This is a genomic window from Yinghuangia soli (assembly GCF_021502675.1).
GTDB classification, from domain to species: domain Bacteria; phylum Actinomycetota; class Actinomycetes; order Streptomycetales; family Streptomycetaceae; genus Yinghuangia; species Yinghuangia soli.
Window position 1 is genome coordinate 457,753 of sequence record NZ_JAKFHA010000003.1, and the last position, 20,688, is coordinate 478,440.

Below are 20,688 nucleotides of genomic sequence, written 5' to 3' on the forward strand. Positions count from 1 at the left end.
GACCCGGACACTCCTGCCACTCGAACGATTACTCGCTGCGATAACCCCAGGTGGAGTAATCGCCGGGGGGACTCCGGGAACTCGAAAATCCGTGCGAATCGCAGGGCTGGACACTCCCGTGCGCGGCATGCCGGCCGACAATCCCGCGCAAGGCTGTACGCGGACACCGTGAGGCTGACGACCGCGACAAAAGCGGGGTCGGCCGTCGGCAGCCATGTGCCAGGCTCGCCCTTATGGGGGAAGGCACGGAGGATCAGACGCCGGTACCGGAGCCGAAGGCGCCGACCTGGACACGCCGCTGGCTGCTCTCGGTCGCCGTGATCGCAGCACTCGGCGCCGCACTGCCACGACTCATCGGCGACGGCGAAGAATCACGGCCACCGCTGTCCGTCGGCGACTCCGCGACACAGGCGCAGTGGACGCCGAACACGCCTGCACCTATGCCCACGCTTCCCCCGGTCCCCCACGCACCACGGAACGTCCAGGGGTGCCCGGAATGGATCGACACCTGGGACATCGGCCCGGAACTGACGCCCGCCCAGGCCGCGCCACCGGCCGTCGTGGCAGGACGACCGGACTCCGCAGTGGTCTGCCGGTACCTCGTGCCGCCGTTCACCGTATCGAGGCAGGCCCACCTCACCGGCGCCCGTGCGCTGCCGGACACTGCCGCGTACGTGTCCGCACTCGCGCACGGCGACCCGGTCCCCACCGGCCTGATGGCCTGCGTGACAGAAAGCCCGTACTACGAGTACCTCATCGTGTTCACCGGCAGCGAGCCCCGCCGGCAAGTCGTCCACCTGTCCGGCGCATGCCACACCGCCCGCAACAAGGACCTCACCGTCAAGATCGATGTGCGCCACATCGCCGCTCTGGCCACGCTCTACGCCACCCCATGAGCACCCGTAGGCAGGTGGGCGCGGCGTTCCCGCCGTACCAAGCCCGGACCGGCGCCGTGACCGTCCGCCGGAGCCAGGTGGGGACGCTGGGAGCCGGGCCCAAGGCAGGCAGCGGCGGCTTGGGGGTGTGGCGCGGGCGGTGTGGCATGACGAAGGTGCGGCCCCGGCCCGAGTACCCGGATAACGGGGGCTGCTTCTTTGCGCAGGGGTCCAGCCGGGTAGCGGGCGGGGCCGGGGGCGGGCCGACGAGGGGCCGCGTGATGGCGGGCCCGCGGGCTGGCTAGGGGCCACGGGCCTGCGAGGGGCTGCCGCGGCGGGCCCTGCGAAGGCTGTGCCGACAGGGGCGGCGGGGTTCGCCGAGACGTCGCATCGGGGCCGCGGCGGGGCGGGACCGGGGCCCGTCGGAGCCTGTCTCGGACGTCGGAGCCTGCCTAGGACGTCGGGGCCTGCCTCGGACGTCGCGCCCTTGGCTGCGCGGGTCAGGCTCCGGGAGTCAGGGGTTGTTCGGCCCAGATGGTTTTGCCTTCCGGGGTGTAGCGGGTGCCCCAGCGTTGGGTGAACTGGGCTACCAGGAAGAGGCCTCGGCCGCCTTCGTCGAGGGTGCGGGCGTGGCGGAGGCGGGGGGAGGTGGGGGTGGCGTCGGAGACTTCGCAGATGAGGGTGTCGTCGCGGATGAGGCGGAGGCGGATGGGGCCGGCGGCGTAGCGGATGGCGTTGGTGACGAGTTCGCTGACCACGAGTTCGGTGGTGAAGGCGGCGTCGTCGAGGCCCCAGGCGGCGAGTTGGTCGGTGGTTCGGGTGCGGGCCTCGGCGACGACGGCGGGGTCGGCGGGGAGTTCCCAGGAGACGACGTGCGAGGCGTCGAGGGTGCGGGTGCGGGCGACGAGCAACGCGACGTCGTCCTCCGGCGGTTGGTGAACGAGGGCGTCCAGGATGCCCTCGCAGATGGCGTCGAGGGGGCGGTCGGGGGCGGAGAGTGCGCCGGCGAGGAGTTCGAGGCCGCGGTCGATGTCGCGGGCGCGGGATTCGACGAGGCCGTCGGTGAACATCACGAGCAGGCTGTCGGCGGGGAGTTCGAGTTCGACGGACTCGAAGGGCAGGCCGCCCAGGCCGAGCGGGGGTCCGGCGGGCAGGTCGAGGAATTCCGGGGCGCTGTTCGGGCGGACGAGAGCGGGCGGCGGGTGCCCGGCGCGGGCGAGGGTGCACATCCGGCTGACGGGGTCGTACACGGCGTACAGGCAGCTGGCGCCGAGGGCGGTGGTGTCGACTCCGGCCTCGCCCGCGCCCTCCTCGTCGACGATGCGCATCACCAGGTCGTCGAGGTGGGCGAGGAGTTCGTCGGGCGGCATGTCGAGGTCGGCGAGCGTGTGCACGGACGCGCGCAGGCGGCCCATGGTCGCGGCGGCGTGGGTGCCGTGGCCGACGACGTCGCCGACCGACAGCGCGACGCGTGCGCCGGACAGGGGGATGACGTCGAACCAGTCGCCGCCGACCCCGGCGCGTTCGTCGGCGGGCAGGTAGCGCGTGGTGACCTCGACGGCGGTCTGCCGGGGCAGGCCGTGCGGCAGGAGGCTGCGCTGGAGGGCGAGGGTCGCGGCGTGTTCGCGGGTGAACCGGCGGGCGTTGTCGATGCACACGGCGGCCCGGGACACGAACTCCTCGGCCAGGATCAGGTCGTCGCCCTCGAACGGGTCGGGCGTACCGCGCCGGAAGAAGTGCGCGACGCCGAGCACGATGCCGCGGGCCCGGATGGGGACCACCATCAGGGAGTGCAGATTGAGGAGCCGGGCGCGCCGGGCGGCATCGGTGTCGCGGGCCAGCCAGGGGATGTTGTCGGGGTCGAGGACCGGCACCAGCACCGCGCGGCCGTCGACGAGGCAGCGTTCGGCGGGCGAGCCGGGGCGTACCGGGGCCGGTGAGCCGACGCTCGCCTGGGATTCACGGTCGTCGCCTTGCGCCGAGCGCTGTCCGACGCGGCGCAGCGAGATATCGCCGGCCACCGGGCCGGGCGCGGGTTCGACGCCGCGCAGCACGGGTTCGCGGAGGTCGACGGCAGCGAAGTCGGCGAGCCCGGGCACGGCGACGTCGGCGAGTTCCTGCGCGGTGCGTTGGACGTCGAGGGTGGTGCCGATGCGGATGCCGGCCTCGCTGAGCAGGGACATGCGCTGCCGGGCGCGCCAGCGGTCCGAGACGTCCGTGACGACGTAGCACACGCCGAGCGGCTGCCCGTCGGCCTTGTCGACGCGGAAGAACGAGGTGGCGTAGACGTGTTCGTGCTCCGGGTCGGCTGCGGTGCGCCCGCGGTACTCGTGGTCGATGAGCGGCTTTCCGGTGTCCAGGACCATGCGCATTTGCTCCTCGATTCTCCGGACCGGGAGACCGGGGAGCACGTCGCTGAGGCGTCGGCCGATGCGTTCCTCGCGGGGGATGCCGCCGGCGCGTTCCAGTGCGTCGTTGAGCCACAGGCAACGGAGTTCGGTGTCGACGAGGGCCATGCCGAGCGGGGCCTGGCCCAGAAGGTGGTCGAGCATGGACCAGTCGGGGAGACCGTCCGGGCGGTAGGGGTGGCCCCGGTCGGGGAGGCCGTCCGGGCCGCAGGGGTCGCCCCGGTCGGGGAGGCCGCCCGAGCCGGAGCGGTCGCCCCGGTCGGAAAAGCCGTCCGGACCGGAGGGGCCGCCCGGCGGTTCGGCGTCAGGCCTGGTTCCCGGCGCGCCCATCGCGGCTTCCCCCCTCTCCCCGAGTCGGGGCGTCCCCGGTCTCCCCCGCTTCGCCGCTCTCCCCCGCTTCCCCGGTGCCGCCGAAGTCGCGCGAGTCGCCGGAGTCGCCGGAGTCGCCGGAGTCGCCGGAGTCGCCGGAGTCGCCGGTCCAGCGCGCCAGCAACACCGCCACGTCGTCCGCACGTTCGCTGATCCGCCCGGCGTCGCGCACGATGCGGTCGGCGAGGTCGGAGACGGACTCGTGCGGCGCGCTCGAGAGCGAGCGGCGGAGCCGGGCGATGCCGTCTTCGATGTCCGTTCCGGGGTTCTCCACTAGGCCGTCGGTGTACAGCGCGACGACGGCCCCGGGGGCCAACGGCACTTCCGTGACCGGGTACTCGCAGTCCCGGTCGACGCCGAGGATCGTGCCGCCGGGAATGTCGAGCGGCCGTACCGTGCCGTCCGGTTCGCGCAGGACCGGGGGTACGTGGCCGGCCCGCACCGCGCGTACCACCCCCGCGTGCGGGTCGAGTTCGAGGTAGCAGCAGCTCGCGAACAGCCCGGGATCGAGGTCGGCGAGCTGCTGGTTGGTGCTCCGCACGACTTGGTCGGGCGAGGTGCCTGCGGCGGCGAATGCCCTTACGGCGCTGCGGAGTTGCCCCATCGTGGCGGCCGCCGCGACGTTGTGGCCCTCGACGTCGCCGATGACCAGGGACACCGTCTCGCCGTTGTCGATGACGTCGTACCAGTCGCCGCCGATCTCCATGCCCTGGGTGCCGGGCAGGTACCGCGCGGCGACCTCCAGGTAGGACAGCCGGGGCAGCCGGTGCGGCAGCAGCGCGTGCTGCAGGCCGCGGGCGAGCGCGAACTCCGCGTCGTAGAGCCGCGCGCGCTCCAGCGCCTGGGCGATCAGCCCGCTGAGCGCGGTGAGCACCGAGCGTTCCTCGGAGGTGAACACGTGGCGCCGGTCGAACCCGACGATGCAGCTCCCCACCGGCCGGTCCGACGCGATCAGCGGGAGGAACGCCCACGAGCACATGTCGTCGACGGGAATGTCCGGGTACGCGGACAGCAGGTCCGCCACCGACTCGAAGAAGATCGGCGCCCCGTGCGTCAGCGCCTCGACGCCCGGCAGATTCTCCTCGTTCGACACGCCCTCGAAGCGGTCCAGGAAACCTTCCCGGTAGCCGGTCTGCCGGGCCAGGAAGAACTTGCCGTCGCGGACGACGTACACCGCCAGCTCCTGGCCGCCGAAGGCGGACAGCAGCTGCTCGGCGACGACCTGGCACACCTCGTCCACGGTGACGGCCTCGGTGAGCGCGCCGGCCATCTGGAGGATGTGGTAGATCGCGCCGGGCCGGGCGGGCGCGGCATACACGGGCTCAGGCTCGGGCTCATGTTTGGGCTCGGGTGCGGACTCGGTTTCGCGGTCGGCGGGGCCCGGGCCGACGCGCACACCCCCCGGCGCCGGGGGCTCGCGGCCGGCCGGGCGGTCCTGCGCGCCGGGCGGCGGGCCGACGGGGACGACCTTGCCGGTCAGGCCGTACGGGTCCGGATACAGCGAGAACGCCAGCCACCGGTCGTGCGGTGTGCGGGCCAGGAACGCGCCGGGCTGCTGGGACAGCATCGCCGCCCGGTAGTGGTCCTCGTACGCCGGATCGGCCAACCACGGCAGTGCCTCCCACGGCGTGCGGCCGACGACGTCCTCCAAGCGGGCGTCGACCATGCCCTGGAGGTTGCGGTTGGCGTACATGATGCGTCCCTCGGGATCGAGGGAGAACACGCCGTCGTGCAGGCGTTCGACCGCCTCGGCCGCGGCGGCGCCGAAGCCGAGGTCGAGCACCACGCCGACCAGGTGCGTCGGCGGCCCGTGGGCGGGCACCCGTCCCCACACCTCCAGGAGGCGGGTCACACCGCCGGGGGTCTCGATGTGCAGGCGCCAGGCCAGCACGCGTCCGGTCTCCACGGCCCGGCGCGCGGCCTCGCGGAATTCGCGGCCGCCGCCCGTGACGACGCGTGCGGCGAGGGTGGCCGCGCGGCCGTCGAAGGCCTCGGGCTCGATGCCGAACAGCCGACACATTTCGGGGTCGGCCTGGAAGGCGCCGGTGTCGATGTCCCAGTCGAACAAGCCGACCCGGATCGGGGACAGCACCGGCGCCCAGAGCGGGGCGGCGGTGGGTGTGCCGTCGTACTCGACGGGGACGCCGTGGGCGGCGAGGTCGGCGAGGGCTATACCGAGGCGCACGCAGGCGGCGCGGAGCCGCCTCCGACGCGCGCCGGACAGCTCGCCGCCGGGTGCGGCGGGCCAGAGCAGCGCGATCGCGCCGTAGCTCTCGCCCCGGCCGCGCAGGGCGGCGGTGGCGGAGGAGAAGGCGTACGGCATGCCCAGGGCCAGTTGCGGATACCGCCGCATCGTTTCGTCCGCGTCGGCGAGGAAGACGATCCGCCCGGTGCGGTAGGCCTCGGCGGCGGGGAGCGCGCCGCCGACGGGGAGCCGGCCGAAGGGGTCGACGAGGGACACGGACAGCCCGGCGACCTTGGTCAGGACCAGGGTGCGCCGGTCCGGGGAGCGCAGATAGATGACGCCGCCGTAGGCGCCGGTGGCCTCCACGGCCTGGGCGAGGGCGGTGGACAAGGCGGCGTCGACGGATTCGGGCAGGACTTCGGCGGAGCCGACGGCGGCCTTGTCCGCGGGGTCACCCGTGGTGTGGTCACCGACGGCGGCCTGCTCCACAGGGTCAACCGCGACGCGGTCCTCGACGGCGGCCTGGTCCGCGGGGTCACCCGCGGCGTGGTCCGCTCGGTTTCGGACACGGCCCGGCACGACCCCCGGCTCGGGTGCGACACCGGTCATCCGGAACCTCCTGAGCACCGGAACGCGCGGCGCGAAGACATGTCCCCGCGTACGCACACATAGTTTCGGGGTACTCCGTGCGTGGGCCGGTGTCAAGCAGGGGTGGTCGCGACCTGCGGGTTTTGCGGCGGAGGGGTACGCGTCGAACGCACGGGGACCTGCCCTCGCGGAAGCCGGACCGCCGCGCTGCGGGCGCCTCGGCCGAACGGGTGAATGCGGCGGCGTAGGGGCGGACCCGTCAGACGATCATGGCTTGTATCCGACGCCCGCGTGGATCCGCGTCCGGTCGGCACTCCCCCGCAGCGCGCGTTCGGGCCGCCAGGAGGGCCCCGCACCACGCCCGGTTCCACCGGCCGCAGCCCGTCGGACATCGCCGACACCTCGGCGTTCGGGCTCGGGGTCAGGCGGGTCGCCGGAGGCGCTCGGCGGACGCGAAAATCCGTGTGAATCCGGGCGGTGGTCCGCCACCATGGCGGCATGTATCGGCACCTGCCTCACGCGTGCGTCCCTGTCATCGCCTTCAACACCGACGGCGGCCCGCATCCGTACGCCGTTCTGGCCGGATGACTGCGGGAGCGGGGGGATCGATTGGTGGCCGTTCGCGGACGATGACATCGCGGTGGACCGCTTCTGCTGCCGTTCTCCGGACGGGGTGGCCTACGCGCACGTCGTGGTCCGGTTGCGCCCAGAAGCCCTGATCCCCCTGGGCCTGCACCCCGACCAGCCGACCTCGCGCCCCGCCCAACCGTCGCCGCCGACCTGGTGGCATGCCGATGCAGCCCGGCTGCTCGGCTTCCGTTATCAGCCGCAGCCGCCCGGCTCGGACTTGGTGACCGGCCCCTACGTACCGCCGCCGCGGCGCCTTGCGGTGCCGATCGGCTTCGCCTCGGCGTCAGCGCCAGGCGTGGGCGTACCAGACGTCGCGGTGGTCGGCGGCGAGCCGCTCGGGCATGGGCGGGACCCAGGGGCAGCGGCCGGCGACGAGGTCGGGTGACCGGTACGCCTCCGACTTCCACGCCCCGACCGGCAGCAGCTCGTCAGGATGCTCGGCGGCGCCGACGAACGGCGAACCGTATTCGACGAGGTAGGTCATCAGGGCGGCCTTGTCCGGGTCGCGGGCGAAGTCGGTGTGCGGGACGTCGAAGACCAGGTGGCTGCCCGCCGCGCTGAGGCCGGTGACGGTCCGGAGGATCGCGAGCGCGTCGTCGCGGAACAGGTAGTAGAAGAGCCCTTCGGCGATCCAGACCGTGGGCTGCGCGGCGTCGTGCCCGGCGTTCGCGAGGGCCGCGGCCCAGTCGGTGCGCAGGTCGGCGTCGACGGACCGGCGGCGGCACCGCGCGGTGACGGACGCGTTCTCCAACGCCGCTTCCTTCGCCGCGAGTTGGCCGGTGAGGTCGACCTCGTACCAGCTCACGTCGCCGGGCAGGCCGAGGCGCCAGGCGCGCGTCCCGCTGCCCGCGGCGAGTTCGACGATCTGCCGTACGCCGTCGCCGAGCGCCCGCCCGATCACCGCGTCGCCGAACCGTCCGCGGCCGATGACGACACCGAAGGGGGCGCCGATCTCGCGCAGGTACGCGACCTCCGCGACGGCCCGGCCGCCGGCCAGCAGATGAGCGTGTGGGTCGTGCAAGTAGGCGTCGGGGCGCCGCGATTCATCGTCGCGGACCACGGACATCCAGTCGCTGGTGGCTTGTACGGCGCGGTGCTCGTCCATGGTGCCTCGGTTCGGGTGCGCGGCCGGTGCGGCGGCTTCGGTGGAGTGGGCGGGCCCGCGCTGCGGAATGGCCGCACCGGCCCACCTCTACCCTCGCCCCCGCGCTGGGCCCGACCGCCCTGAAGACCGCCCGCGCCGCGCAGATTCACCGGAATGCGTCACGGCGCCCGAGGCGCGACGAGGGCGCGGAAGCCGCGGCAGCGCAGGTCGGCTCCCGATTACGCGCCCTGCGCCGTCCAGATGGCCACGTCCGAGCTCGTGGCCACCACCAGCGTCCGACCCGAAGGGGAGAAGCCCGCTGCGCGCAACTCCCCTCCCCCTCGGGTGTCGTACACCGCCCACCAGTCCTCGCCGAGAGTGCCGCCGTACGGACCCAGCCGCCCGTGCCACAGCAGCACTCGGTCGTCGGGCCAGCCCGGCGCCACCACGTCGATGGTCCAGCCCAGGACACCCGTGGTCCGCAGGCCTCCGCCCTGGAGGCCGGCCACCGCGATCCGGGTGCCTTCGAGTACGCCCAGACCGGGGCAGGTCAGGTCGGCGTCGTCGGGGTAGACGAGTTCGGCGTCCGCGTCGCGGTCGCGGGCGATGCGGTCCCCGACCAGCGGGTCGAACAGGCCGCGGCCCTGGTGCGAGGTGACGAAAACGAGGTCGCGGCCGTCCTTCGGGTGCGGGGCGATGCCGACGCCGACGAGGCCGCCGATCGGCGCGGTGGCGATGCGGCCGAAGGCGGGCCGCCACGGCGCGGGCGGAGGCGTCACCGCCGCGCCCAGGAACCGTTCGCGCAACTCGGCCTGGTAGTCGCTGACCACTGCTTTCCCCGTTCTTCCCACACCTGTCCAACCCCTGTGCGCCGCCCCGCGGTCAGGGCGCGCGGGCAAGCACATCACACCGCGTGCGCGCACCGGCGTTCGCCTGGTCTTCGCTTCGCGCTCACCGGCTTCTCGCGCGCCCGTCGCACCGCGCTGAGTCGGCGACCGGCAGCGCTGGGACCGCCGGGCTGCCCTCGGAGAGCGGACTCGACGACTACCCCACGTTCCACAGCCCGCAACCGGTCAAGGAGACCAGGCACTGCTTCTCGAGCATCCGCGCCGCGGCGTCGTCGGTGGCCGTAGCCCAGCAAAGCTCCAGGCCCGCGCGGTCGATCGCTGCACGTGCCCACTGCTGCGCGCCCGATGGGCCGGCCGCTTCGAGGGCGGCCAAGCGGCCGCGCACCCAATCCGCGTCTGCCAGTGCGCGGTTGAATGCGGCCTCACCTAGACCGCTCACAGCACCCTTGCCTGTCGCGTAGACGGACAAGCGGCCTCGAATCCCCTTGCCCTGCCTGGGTCCCGCCTTACCGATGTAGACGAGGCATGAGTCCTCCGCGGTGCGCACGACGTACACGCCCGGCTCTTGCGGAGCAGTGCGGGCGGCCTCGTCGAAGGGGACCCACGCGGACCACGCTGCGAGGTGCTGTATTCGCTCGGCGCTCATGACTCGGTGTCGGGTACCGGCCTGCTGGCGCGTTTGTGGGCTGCTTTGATGCCGTTTTCGCGTGCCAGGCGGCGTACGAACGACGCGGTGAAGGGCGAGTGCGCCACGACATCGGACTGGCGGATCCCGGCCCGGAGCGCGTCGGTCACCGCCGCGATGGCGTCCTGACGCGCTGCTTCGTGGGCCTGTTCGGTCTCGCGGTAGCGGGCGGTGGCAAGGTCGATCGCTGCAGTCTCATCCACGCGGACAAGCTACCCGGGACATCACTTTCGCAATGCAACGGCGTTCGCCTGGTCTTCGCCTCGCGCTCACCGGCTCCTCGCGCGCCCGTCGCACCGCGCTGCGACGGTGAGCCGCGGCGCGGGGACCGCCGCGCACCGCCCGGAGAACGGACCTGACATGCCGCGTTCGCCCCGCACGGCGACGGCCGCGCTGCTCGCCGCCACCGCCCTCGCCTTCACCGCCGCCGGCCCGGCCGCTGCTACCTCCGACCGGGGGAACGGGCACGGAAACGGCCACGGGAACGGGCCACACCACGCGTTCGACCTCCAGGCGCATCGCGGCGGGCTGGGACTGACCGTGGAGAGCACCCTGGCCGCGTTCGGCACGGCGCTGGATCTGGGGGTGAGCACGCTCGAACTCGACGTGCAGATCACCGAGGACCGGCAGGCCGTCGTCACGCACGACCGCAAAGTGGACGGACGCAAGTGCGCCGACACCGCCCCGGCCACGCCCGGCGACCCGGAGTTCCCGTACGTCGGGAAGTACGTCAACACCCTCACGCTCGCGCAGGTCCGCACCCTGGACTGCGGCTCGCGGCCGCTCCCCAACTTCCCCGGGCAGACCACCTCCCCCGGTGCCCGCATGCCTCTGCTGCGCGAGGTCTTCGCGCTGGTGGACGAGCGCCGCGCACACAAAGTCAAGCTGAACGTGGAGACCAAGGTCGAAGCGGGCGCCCCCGAACAGACCGCGCCGCGCGAGCAGTTCGTGCAGGTCGTGGCGGCCGAGGTGCGGCGGGCCCGGATCCTCGACCAGGTCACTATCCAGAGCTTCGACTGGGGTGCGCTCATGCGCATGCGTCAGGTCGAGCCGCGGCTGCCGCTGGTCGCGCTGACCAACTACGACTTCCTGCAGACCGGGCAGCCCGGCAAGTCGCCCTGGCTGGGCGGCTTGGACATCGACGACTTCGGCGGCGACCCGCTCCTCGCGGTCCGGTCGTTCGGCGCGTCGGCCTTCTCGCCGGTGCACGGATTCCCGCAGAACGGCCAGGTCGGCGACCCCGCGTACCGGCCGTACGTCACCGCCGAGATGGTGGCCCGGGCGCACCGGCTCGGGCTGAAGGTCGTGCCGTGGACCGTGGATGACACGGCCACCATGCGCAAGCTGATCGAGGACGGGGTGGACGGCATCATCACCGACTACCCGGACCGGCTCCGCACGCTGATGGCCGAGAAGGGCTTCAAGCTCCCGAAGGCGTACCCGGCACGTTGACAAGCTGGCCGACCGACCGACCCGAACGGCCGGCGGCTGACGGGCTGCGCGGCCGAGCGTCCGACGGTGCGTCGGTCACCCGTTCGGGTCGGTCCGGTGGCGGCTCGTGCTGCCGGGCCGTCCACTGGCGTACATGACGGACGGCGGGTGGAGCGGGAACTACGGCGAGTACGGCGCCCAGGGCGGCGGCCACGCGGGCTACGGGGGCACGCGCGGCAGCGTGTGGATCGCCGGGACGTCGCTGTCCGGGCCGTTCCGGCGCCTGTTCGCGCGCATCTGCGACTGGCTGATCGTGGGCGTGCCGCTGTTCCTCATCGTCGCGCTGGCGACCGGCTGGGACACGCGCGACGACGTCGCCGACGAGATCCGGGAACGGCAGTGGTACGGGCTGCTGGTGCTGGCGGTGTTCATCGCGTACGAGACGTTCATGCTCGCGAAGCGCGGCCGCACGCTCGGCAAGCAGCTGCTCGGTATCGGGGTGCTGGCGCTGGACGACGGGCGCTTCCCGAGCACGTCGCGGTCCTTTGTGCGCGCGGTGGTGTACCACGTGGGCGGGACGGCCTGCTGCCTCTTCTGGTTCGTGGACGTGATGTGGCAGTTCTGGGACCGCCCGTACCGGCAGTGCGTGCACGACAAGGCGGCCGGCACGGTCGTCGTGCTCACCTGAACCGGCGTCAGAGACTCGCGTGCAGCAGCGCCGGGTCCACGAACGGCCGCTCCCGGGTCGGCGGGCAGCGCCACGACAGCGGCCACGTCTCGCCGTCCACGGCCGGGACCCCGACGTACGCCTCGCCGCTGCGCCGCCCGAGGTACGTCGTGCCGGGCGGCCACCGGTACGGGAGCCCCGCGCCTGGCGCGAGGAAGAAGTAGACCGCGTGCCGCCGACTGCGGTCCTCGACGACCGGCCCGGGGCCGCCGTCGCCGTCCAGGTGCGCCCCGGGCCCGCGGCCGGGCACGGCCGCGGACCAGGCCGCCGACCAGGCCGCGAACAGCCGCCCGGCGACCGCGTCGCCGTACTCGCCGTCGATGCGCACGACTTCGAACGCCGTGCCGACCCGGCGCAGCGCGATCCCGTACGTCGGCACCCAGTCCAGGACGCCGGCGAACTGCTCGGGGACCGGCGGAATATTCGCACCCATGTGTCCACGGTCCCGCAGCACGCCATCTGTTACCAGTGGTCACAGAAGCACGGAAGGACCGTGCCGCGTGCTCTGGCACGCCGCAATGCGCCCCGAGTACGCTCCCTTTGAGGCTACCCGCGAGTAGCCATCCCCTGGGCAAGGAGGCGCGGCGGTGGAGTACGACGAGTACCGCAAGCATGACGCAGTGGGTCTGGCCGCTCTGGTGGCGAGCGGCGAAGTGAAGGCGGCCGAGCTGCTCGAGGTCGCGATCGCCCGCGCCGAGCAGGTGAATCCGCGGCTCAACGCGCTGGTCCGCCCGATGTACGACATCGCGCGCGAACGCGCCAAGACCTCGCTGGCCGGGCCGTTCGCCGGGGTGCCGTTCCTGCTCAAGGACCTCGCGCAGGACTACGCGGGCCTGCCCACCGGCTCCGGCTCGCGCGCCCTCGCGGACACGCCGATGCCCGCGCACGCCGAAGTGGTGCGCCGCTGGCTGGACGCCGGGCTCGTCGTCTTCGGCAAGACCAACACCCCCGAGTTCGGCGCCAAGGGCATCACCGAGCCGGACGCCAACGGCCCGACGCGGAATCCGTGGAACACCGCGCACACGCCGGGCGGTTCCAGCGGAGGTTCGGCGGCTGCGGTGGCGGCCGGGATCGTGCCGGCCGCGGGCGGCAACGACGGCGGCGGCTCGATCCGCATCCCGGCCGCGTGCTGCGGCCTGTTCGGCCTGAAGCCGGGCCGCGGCCTGGTGCCCAGCGGCCCGTCGTACGCGGAGATGCTGCACGGCGCGGCGGTCAACGGCGTGCTGACCCGCAGCGTCCGGGACAGCGCGGCGATGCTGGACGTGATCGCCGGCCACGACCCCGCGGGGCCGTACGTGCCCGGCCTGCCGGAGCTGCCCTACCTGGAGCTGGCCAGGCGCGAGCCGGGCCGGCTGCGCATCAGCTACGCCACGGCCTCGCCGATCGGCACCGACGTCTCGCCCGAGGCGGTCGCCGCGGTCGAGGACGCCGTCGAACTGCTGCGCGGCCTCGGCCACGAGGTCGAGGAGGCGAAAACCGGCGTCGACGAGCGCCAGTTGGCCCGGGACTTCTTGACCATGTGGTTCGCCTCGATGGCCGCCGAGGTGGACCACGTGCGGCGGGCCACCGGCTGCGGCGAGGACAAGTTCGAGCTGGACACCCGCGTCATGGCCGCGGTCGGCCGGGCCACCAGCGCGACGACGTACGTGGCGTCGCACAACCGCTGGAACGAGCACAGCCACCGCCTCGCGCTCTTCCACGAGACGTACGACCTGCTGCTCACCCCGACGCTCGCGCACCCGCCCGCGCGGGTGGGCCAGCTGGCCACCCCGGCGTGGATGGAGACGGCCAGCCGGGTGCTGCTCGCGGTGCGCGGCGCGGGGCTGCTGGCCAAGACCGACCTGGTGGACCGGATCGCGGACGACAACCTGCGCTGGACGCCGTACACGCAGCTCGCCAACATCACCGGGCGCCCGGCGATGTCGGTGCCGACGTACTGGACCGAGGGCGGGCTGCCGCTCGGCGTGCAGTTCGTGGCGGGGCTGGGCGGCGAGGGGCTGCTGCTGTCGCTGGCTGCGCAGATCGAGGCGGCCCGGCCCTGGGCGGACCGTACGCCCGACATCTGAGCTGCGCTGTCTTCATGCCTGCTTCATGCCTGGAGCCCGGTCCGCCGTCGCGGACCGGGCTCCAGGGGTTTGGGGTCCGGCGCCTTCGCCTCATGCCTGGCCTGGACCGGCCTGGCCTGGCCTGGACTGGAAGGAAGGAAGGGGCCGGGACGGGACGGGCTGTCAGGCCACCGCGGCCATGTCCTCGGGGGTGTGCGTGCGGACGGCGATGCGCACCGGCCGGACTGCCTTGGCCGGCCGTGCCGTACGCGCGAACACCACGAGCTTGAGAACCGCGAACCGGGCGATTCCGGCCAGCGCCGACGCCGACAGGTAGACCGCCTGCCGGGTGAGCTCTCCCGCATCGCCGGCGAACGCCTCCAGGCCCAGGAGCGCGGCGGTCGTGACCAGGTACGCGGCGACCGCGGTGCCGGTCGATTCCAGGTGCACGCGCAGGCTCGCCCGCCCCCGCCGGAAGGTGATGCGGCTGTGCAGTTCGTTCGCGAGCAAGGTGGACACCGCCGAGACCGCGGCATTCGCGACGGCCAGCGGCATCGCTCCGGCCAGCACGATCAGCGCGCCGCTCGACGCGAGCCCGACGCCTCCGCCGCAGGCGACGAAACGGGCGAAGGAGGCCACTCCCTGACGGTCCATCGGATCCCCCTGCCGCGACGACTCCCGATCAAGTGGAGATTTTTTCTCCACTTGAGCGACCATAGCAGAAGTGGAGAGATTTCCTCCATTACTTTTGCGCGGGATGGATAGGGGTGGCTCGACGAGCGGCCAGGGCCGCGCTTCGCGGCCGTTGATGAATGTTCGTCACATTTGGCCGACTATCGGGCTGTCCAAGCGGGTTCGGCGCGAGTTGACTCGGGTCATGGCAACCGAATCGTCGTCCGACCGCCCCTCGGTCGCCGCGCTCGGCGCCGAGGGGCCGTACCGGGTCGGCGAGCTGGAGCTCCCGTTCCGGACCGGCGGTACGGGGTTCACGCTCGCGAAGATCGGCTATCCGGCGCTGGAGGGCGGGCCGCTCGCGCATGCCGACAAGTCGGGAGCGCCGTACCCCGCCGTCGTCCTGGCGCCCGCGACGTGGAGCGAGACCGGGACGAAGACCGGGACGAAGACCGCGGCCAGCCGTCTCGACTGGCTGAGCCGCCACCTGGTGCAGCACGGCTACGTGGTCTTCCGGTACGCCCCGGAGGGCGCCCTCGGGACCGACCCGGACCTGCACGCCGACACGATCACCGATGCGTTCGACCGGCTCGTCGACGCCGACCAGGAACGCTTCACCCCACTCCGCGGTCTTGTCGACACGTCCGCGTTCGCCGCGGTCGGGGTGTCGGCGGGCGCCGCGGGTGCGCTGGCCGCCGCCGCGCGCGACAAGCGCATCCGGGCCGTCGTCGGCATCGCGCCCGGCCGGAATCCGAAGGAGGCCGACACCTACGCCCTGGTCGACTCGGCCGTGGCCGCGGTCCGGGTGCCTGCGCTGATCCTGGCCGGGCAGCACGACAAGGTCTCGTCGGGGGCGGCCCTGCACTACTGGGACCTGATCCCGCAGGGGTACAAGGTGTACCTGGAGATCAGCGGCGGCAACCACGCGCAGTTCCTGGGCCCAGGCGATGCGGACGTACGACGTCCGGGGCAGCCGCGCGACGGCAAGCCGGGCATCCCGGCCGCCCGGCAGCACGCCCTCGCGAACCTCTACGCGACGGCGTTCCTGAACGCCGCGCTCAAGGGGCACGCCGACTACGAGGCGTACCTGCACGGCGAGTCCGGCCGGGCGGCACTGGACGAGGGGGTGTTGTCGGACATGCGGCACGTGCCCGGCCCGCTGCCGATGCCGCCCCCTGCGAGCGGCGGCGTGTTCGCCGCGGCCGCAGCGGCACCGGTGGGGGCAGCCCTCGGCAATGCCGTCCAGGCCGGGGCCTCCCTGTTGGCCACGCTCGACCACCGGGTGAGCGTGCTGGTCCGCGCCGCGGGCGCGGGGCTGGACCGCCGGCTGGCAGCACTCCGCGGCCCCCGGCCCGGACCGAACACGCTCACGGACCCGCCGAAACCGGCCGGACCGCCCCCACTCCCCTAACCGGCAGCACCGGCCTCCGTGTCCGTGCCCGTGTCCACGTCGGCAGCCGCAGCGTGCGGTTCGCGGAGGAACGCACCGAGCGCCAGCGCGAGAAGCGGCACGAAGCACAAGATGGAGAAGACACTCTGCGGACCGCGGGCGTCCGCGGCGAATCCGAAGACGGGACCGATCAGGCCGCCGATGCTGACTGCAAGGCCGAGCGTGACTCCCGCGGCGGTGCCGGGCCGGGTCGGCAGATAGTCCTGCCCGAGCTTGACCAGCACCGCGAAGGGGATGTTGAGCGCGACGCCGGTCAGCACCGCGAACACCAGGGGCACGTACGGGCCTGGCACCGCCCGCAGGCCGACGAGCATCGGGATCACCAGCGCGCCGCCGAGTTGCACAGTGCGCACCAGGCCGATGCGGTCCGCGATCCGGCCGCCGACGAGCGTTCCGGCGACGCCGCCGGCCAGGAAGCACGCGAGCGCGGCACCCCCGAGGACGTGCGAGGCACCCAAGTGCCGGATCCAGTACAGCTCGATGAAGGTGGCGACCCCGAAGAAGACGACCGAGCGGACCACCGAGACCCCGGTGAGCACGAGGAACGGCGTCCACTGGTCGGTCCCGGTACGCGCGCCGGCCGCTGCGGCGGCCAGGACGCGCTGCCGGTGCCGGTTGCGGTGCAGCACGTATGCGGCGAGCAGCGCGGGCGGGATGAACAGCGCGGTCGACCCGACGCCCCACGCCACCAAGGCCGGTGTGGCCAGGACCGGCGCCAGGAAGAACCCGACGCTGCCGCCCGCCGCGAAGATGCTCATGGCCGCGGTGCTTTCGCCTGCCTCCTCGCGCGCCGCCTTGCCCGCGGCCGGGTGGAACATCGCGACACCGAGCCCGGAGAGCAGGAGCAGCAGCCACACCGCGGCGTACGAATCCACCAATCCGGACAGGCCGAGCCCGAGACCTGCCGCGGCCACCCCGGCGGCCGCCATCCAGCCGGCCCGGTACCGGTCCACCAGCACGCCGAGGAACGGCTGGGGCAGCGAACTGCCCAATGTGGCCGCCAGGGTGAGGCCGGTGGCGGCCACATAGCTGTAGCCGCGGTCGAGCACGAAGTAGGGCACGGTGGCGGGCACGAGCCCCTGGTAGAGATCGTCGACCGCATGCACCACGCCCCACATGCGCATGCGCCGCCAGGCCGAGGGCACGGGGGAATTGATTTCTCTTGTCCCGGTGACACGTGCCGAATCGCTCTTGGTGACACGTGCCGATTCCGAGACACCGGCACCGGAAGTGTCTCGCGGCGATCCTTGGGATTTCTCCGAAGCGGTCGAATCGGTGGGGTTCATCGTGCAGTTCGTTCCTCGGCAAAGTCGGTGCCGGGCCCCGGGCGGGACCCGGCGCATGTGGCCTACACGCTTCTGACCAGCATCTCGACCGGACACCAGGTCCGCTGTCGACAGTCCGACCAGTGCTGTCGGCAACCCGCCAACACGTCCGCCGGCACTTTTGGTAATTGCTTCAGTCAAGCTCTATGAACGCTTCATTCCACTTGCTAATCTCCGCCGCATGATTCCCACGGTGGTCTGGGGCACGGGCAATGTCGGTCGCGCGGCGATTCGTGCGGTCGATGCGCATCCGGCTTTGGAGCTTGCGGCGGTGGTCGTGCACTCGGCGGCGAAGGTCGGCCGGGATGCGGGCGAGCTGGCCGGTATGGACGCGGTGCTGGGTGTGGCGGCCACGGACGATGTGACCGCGGTGCTGGCGTCGGGTCCGCGGGCGGTGGTGTATGCGGCGTCGGGCGACATCCGCCCGGACGAGGCGCTGGAGGACATCTGCGCGGCCATCCGCGCGGGCGCGGTGGTGGTCTCGCCGGCGTTGTATCCGCTGTACGACCCGGTCAACGCCGCGCCGGAGTTCCGCGACCCGGTGGTGGCGGCGGTCGCGGAGGGCGGCGGTTCGCTGTTCGTCTCGGGTGTGGACCCGGGCTGGGGCAACGACGTCCTGCCGCTGCTCATTTCGGGTCTGGGCACGCGGGTGGAGGTGATCCGCTGCCAGGAGATCTTCGACTACACCACCTACGACCAGGAGGACTCGGTCCGGAACCTGATCGGCATGGGGCACCCGCTGGAGTACGGGCCGCCGATGCTGTGGCCGGAGATGCCGACGATGGTGTGGGGCGGGCAGATCCGCATGATGGCCCGCGCCCTCGGTGTCGAACTGGACGAGATCCGCGAGACCGTGGACCGCCGCGCGCTGGACGCGACCGTGGAGACGCGGTTGATGGGGACCTTCGAGGCGGGTACGCAGGGCGCGGTGCGGTTCGAGGTGATCGGGGTCGTGGACGGGGAGCCGCGGATCGTGATCGAGCACGTCACCCGGATCCATCCCTCCTGCGCGCCGGACTGGCCCACGCCGCCGGACGGCGGGGACGGGGCGCACCGGGTGGTGATCGAGGGGACTCCGCGGATCGAGGTGACGGTGGAGGCGACCGACGAGGGCGAGAACCGGTCCGCGGGCGGCAACGCGACCGCGGTCGGGCGCCTGGTCAACGCGATCGACTGGCTCACCGAGAACCCGCCCGGACTGTACGACGCCCTCGACGTCCCGCTCCGCGCCGCGGTCGGGAAGTTGGGCAAGGGCAGGAACGGCTGATCCCCAGCCGAGCAAGTACGGCCGGCACCGGCCGAGTTCGAAGGCGGCCGAGGCCGCCGGACCCCTGAAGCGTCCCGGGGGCGCCTGATCACTCTCAGGCGCCTCCGGTGGACACGCACGCCCGGTCCCCGGCCGGGTGTGCACCCCGGCACCACTCCGGGCTCCCCCGCGAGCCCGCCCCGAGCCCCCCGGCCCGGATGGAACGACCCGCTCCACCCGCAGGCTCACGTCCAGGAGGGTTCTCCGGGCGAATGATCCGGAACTTTACGTTCCGGTACGCCCTGCGGTCGCGCACGCGCAAGAGCTGAACCGGTTCCCCTTCCGTCCAGTTAGGAACGCAAAATGAGTGGAACTCCCGTGCGTAAGACCCGTTCCGGCGACGGCCTTTCGCGCCGCCGCTTCGTGGCCGGCGCCGGCGCCGCGGTAGGTGCCGCAGCCATCGCCGGGCACACCGCCACGCAGGCCCAGGCCGCGACCGCCGGCGCCACGGCCGCCGCGATCGAGAACGGCGTGCGCGTCCCCGCGCTGATCATCGGCACCGGTTACGGCGGCTCGGTGACCGCGCTGCGCCTCGCGCAGGCCGGCGTCGACGTCCACATGGTCGAGATGGGCATGGCCTGGGACACCCCCGGCTCGGACGGCAAGATCTTCGCCAACACCACGACGCCCGACCAGCGTTCGTTCTGGCTGCGGACCCGCACCAAGCAGCCGCTGAGCCAGTTCCTGGGCTTCCCGCTGGACAAGGACGTCCCGAAGTACACCGGCATCCTGGACGCCGAGGAGTTCGCCGGGATCACCGTGTACCAGGGCCGCGGCGTCGGCGGCGGCTCGCTGGTCAACGGCGGCATGGCCGTCACCCCGCGGCGCGAGAACTTCGCGGGCGTGCTCCCGTCGGTGGACGCCGACGAGATGTACAACACCTACTACCCGCGTGCGAACGCCGGCCTGGGCGTCACCAACGTCGACCAGCGCTGGTGGGAGAGCGCGCCGTGCTACCAGTACGCGCGCGTCGGCCGCAAGCACGCGCAGCGCTCCGGCTTCCCGTTCGTCTTCGTGCCCAACGTGTACGACTGGGAGTACATGAAGGCGGAAGAGGCGGGCACGGTCCCGAAGTCAGCGCTGGCCGGCGAGGTCATCTACGGCAACAACGCGGGCAAGAAGTCGCTGCAGAAGACCTACATCGCCCAGGCGAAGGCGACCGGCAAGGTCACCATCTCCCCGCTGCACAAGGTGACTTCGGTGACGCCCGCGTCCGGCGGCGGCTACACCGTGGCGATCGACCAGATCAACACCAGCGGCGACACCGTGGCGACCAAGACCGTCACCGCGGACCGCGTCTTCTTCGCCGCGGGCAGCGTCGGCACCACCAAGCTCCTGGTCCGCCTCAAGGCGACCGGCGCGCTGCCGAACCTCAACGGCGAGGTCGGCAAGGGCTGGGGCGACAACGGCAACGTCATGTGCGGCCGTGCCAACCACATGTGGGACGCGACCGGCAAGCTCCAGTCGTCGATGCCGACCGCCGGTATCGACAACTGGGCCGCGGGCGGCGCGTTCGCCGAGGTCGCCCCGCTGCCCACCGGCATCGAGACCTACGCGTCGTTCTACCTCACGATCACCAACACGCCGCACCGCGCGGAGTTCAGCTGGAACGCCTCCACCGGCAAGGTCGACCTGAACTGGCAGACCGCCTGGAAGCAGACCTCGATCGACATGGCGAAGACCATCTTCGACAAGATCAACAGCAAGGAGGGGACGGTCTACCGGTCCGACCTCTTCGGCGCGTACAAGATCTGGGGCGACCACCTCACGTACCACCCGCTGGGCGGCGCGGTGCTGAACAAGGCCACCGACAACTACGGGCGCCTGCACGGCTACCAGGGCCTGTACGTCATGGACGGCTCGCTCATCCCCGGCAACACGAGCGTCAACCCGTTCGTCACCATCACCGCGCTGGCCGAGCGCAACATCGAGAAGATCATCGCCACCGACCTGTAACGGCCGGGTACGCGGCGGGCTTCGGCGCAGGCCCCTGAAGCGCCGAGCCTGCCGCGGGCGGGGACCCGGGCCGCAACCCGGGCGGCCGTCGCTGGGCGGAACCC

Annotated in this window: 16 protein-coding genes; 7 read left to right on the forward strand and 9 right to left on the reverse strand. The window is 72.6% G+C overall.

The features are described from left to right. Positions 1-233 precede the first annotated feature (233 nt). Complete coding sequence (locus LZ495_RS09005) at positions 234-896, forward strand: hypothetical protein (RefSeq protein WP_235051483.1); 663 nt, start codon at positions 234-236, stop codon at positions 894-896. A 479-nt stretch (positions 897-1,375) separates the two neighbouring features. Here LZ495_RS09005 and LZ495_RS09010 read toward each other — a convergent pair whose 3' ends face one another. The 6 genes from LZ495_RS09010 to LZ495_RS09035 form a co-directional block, all read right to left on the reverse strand. After that, a complete protein-coding gene (locus LZ495_RS09010; protein ID WP_235051484.1) occupies positions 1,376-3,613 on the reverse strand; it encodes a SpoIIE family protein phosphatase in 2,238 nt (745 codons plus the stop codon). After that, complete coding sequence (locus LZ495_RS09015) at positions 3,588-6,446, reverse strand: SpoIIE family protein phosphatase (RefSeq protein WP_268822495.1); 2,859 nt, start codon at positions 6,444-6,446, stop codon at positions 3,588-3,590. The genes LZ495_RS09010 and LZ495_RS09015 overlap by 26 nt, the downstream gene beginning before the upstream one ends. Before the next feature lie 892 nt (positions 6,447-7,338). Beyond that, entirely contained in the window at positions 7,339-8,160 is an 822-nt protein-coding gene (locus LZ495_RS09020; RefSeq protein ID WP_235051485.1) for a class I SAM-dependent methyltransferase, read from the reverse strand. A gap of 218 nt (positions 8,161-8,378) precedes the next feature. Beyond that, a complete protein-coding gene (locus tag LZ495_RS09025; RefSeq protein WP_235051486.1) occupies positions 8,379-8,969 on the reverse strand; it encodes a hypothetical protein in 591 nt (196 codons plus the stop codon). Between the two features lie 214 nt (positions 8,970-9,183). After that, entirely contained in the window at positions 9,184-9,543 is a 360-nt protein-coding gene (locus tag LZ495_RS09030; protein ID WP_235051487.1) for a hypothetical protein, read from the reverse strand. An 86-nt stretch (positions 9,544-9,629) separates the two neighbouring features. Then, on the reverse strand, positions 9,630-9,875 hold the full coding sequence (locus LZ495_RS09035; RefSeq protein ID WP_235051488.1) for a hypothetical protein: 246 nt from the start codon (positions 9,873-9,875) through the stop codon (positions 9,630-9,632). Positions 9,876-10,032: 157 nt separating this feature from the next. Between LZ495_RS09035 and LZ495_RS09040 the strand changes: the two genes are divergently transcribed. Beyond that, positions 10,033-11,124, forward strand: coding sequence for a glycerophosphodiester phosphodiesterase family protein (locus LZ495_RS09040; RefSeq protein ID WP_235051489.1), 1,092 nt, complete (start codon positions 10,033-10,035; stop codon positions 11,122-11,124). Positions 11,125-11,257: 133 nt separating this feature from the next. Beyond that, a complete protein-coding gene (locus LZ495_RS09045) occupies positions 11,258-11,791 on the forward strand; it encodes an RDD family protein (protein ID WP_235051490.1) in 534 nt (177 codons plus the stop codon). Positions 11,792-11,798: 7 nt separating this feature from the next. On the opposite strand, the gene LZ495_RS09050 is transcribed toward LZ495_RS09045, so the two are convergent. Further along, positions 11,799-12,263: a hypothetical protein gene (locus LZ495_RS09050; RefSeq protein WP_235051491.1), complete on the reverse strand. Its 465-nt coding sequence runs from the start codon at positions 12,261-12,263 to the stop codon at positions 11,799-11,801. 154 nt (positions 12,264-12,417) lie between these two features. Between LZ495_RS09050 and LZ495_RS09055 the strand changes: the two genes are divergently transcribed. Next, the gene (locus LZ495_RS09055) at positions 12,418-13,896 is read left to right on the forward strand and encodes an amidase (RefSeq protein WP_235051492.1); all 1,479 of its coding nucleotides are present in this window, start codon (positions 12,418-12,420) and stop codon (positions 13,894-13,896) included. 162 nt (positions 13,897-14,058) lie between these two features. Here the strand turns inward: LZ495_RS09055 and LZ495_RS09060 are convergent, their stop codons facing one another. Continuing rightward, positions 14,059-14,529, reverse strand: coding sequence for a hypothetical protein (locus LZ495_RS09060; protein ID WP_235051493.1), 471 nt, complete (start codon positions 14,527-14,529; stop codon positions 14,059-14,061). 223 nt (positions 14,530-14,752) lie between these two features. Here LZ495_RS09060 and LZ495_RS09065 point away from each other — a divergent pair, with 223 nt between their 5' ends. Continuing rightward, a complete protein-coding gene (locus LZ495_RS09065) occupies positions 14,753-15,958 on the forward strand; it encodes a poly(ethylene terephthalate) hydrolase family protein (RefSeq protein WP_235051494.1) in 1,206 nt (401 codons plus the stop codon). Here the strand turns inward: LZ495_RS09065 and LZ495_RS09070 are convergent. Further along, on the reverse strand, positions 15,955-17,142 hold the full coding sequence (locus tag LZ495_RS09070) for an MFS transporter (protein WP_235051495.1): 1,188 nt from the start codon (positions 17,140-17,142) through the stop codon (positions 15,955-15,957). The genes LZ495_RS09065 and LZ495_RS09070 overlap by 4 nt on opposite strands. A gap of 361 nt (positions 17,143-17,503) precedes the next feature. Between LZ495_RS09070 and LZ495_RS09075 the strand changes: the two genes are divergently transcribed. Beyond that, positions 17,504-18,589, forward strand: coding sequence for an NAD(P)H-dependent amine dehydrogenase family protein (locus tag LZ495_RS09075; RefSeq protein WP_235051496.1), 1,086 nt, complete (start codon positions 17,504-17,506; stop codon positions 18,587-18,589). Positions 18,590-18,931: 342 nt separating this feature from the next. Beyond that, positions 18,932-20,584 carry a GMC oxidoreductase gene (locus LZ495_RS09080; protein ID WP_235051497.1) on the forward strand — a complete coding sequence of 551 codons (1,653 nt, stop codon included), beginning with the start codon at positions 18,932-18,934 and terminating at the stop codon, positions 20,582-20,584. The last annotated feature ends 104 nt before the right edge of the window (positions 20,585-20,688 follow it).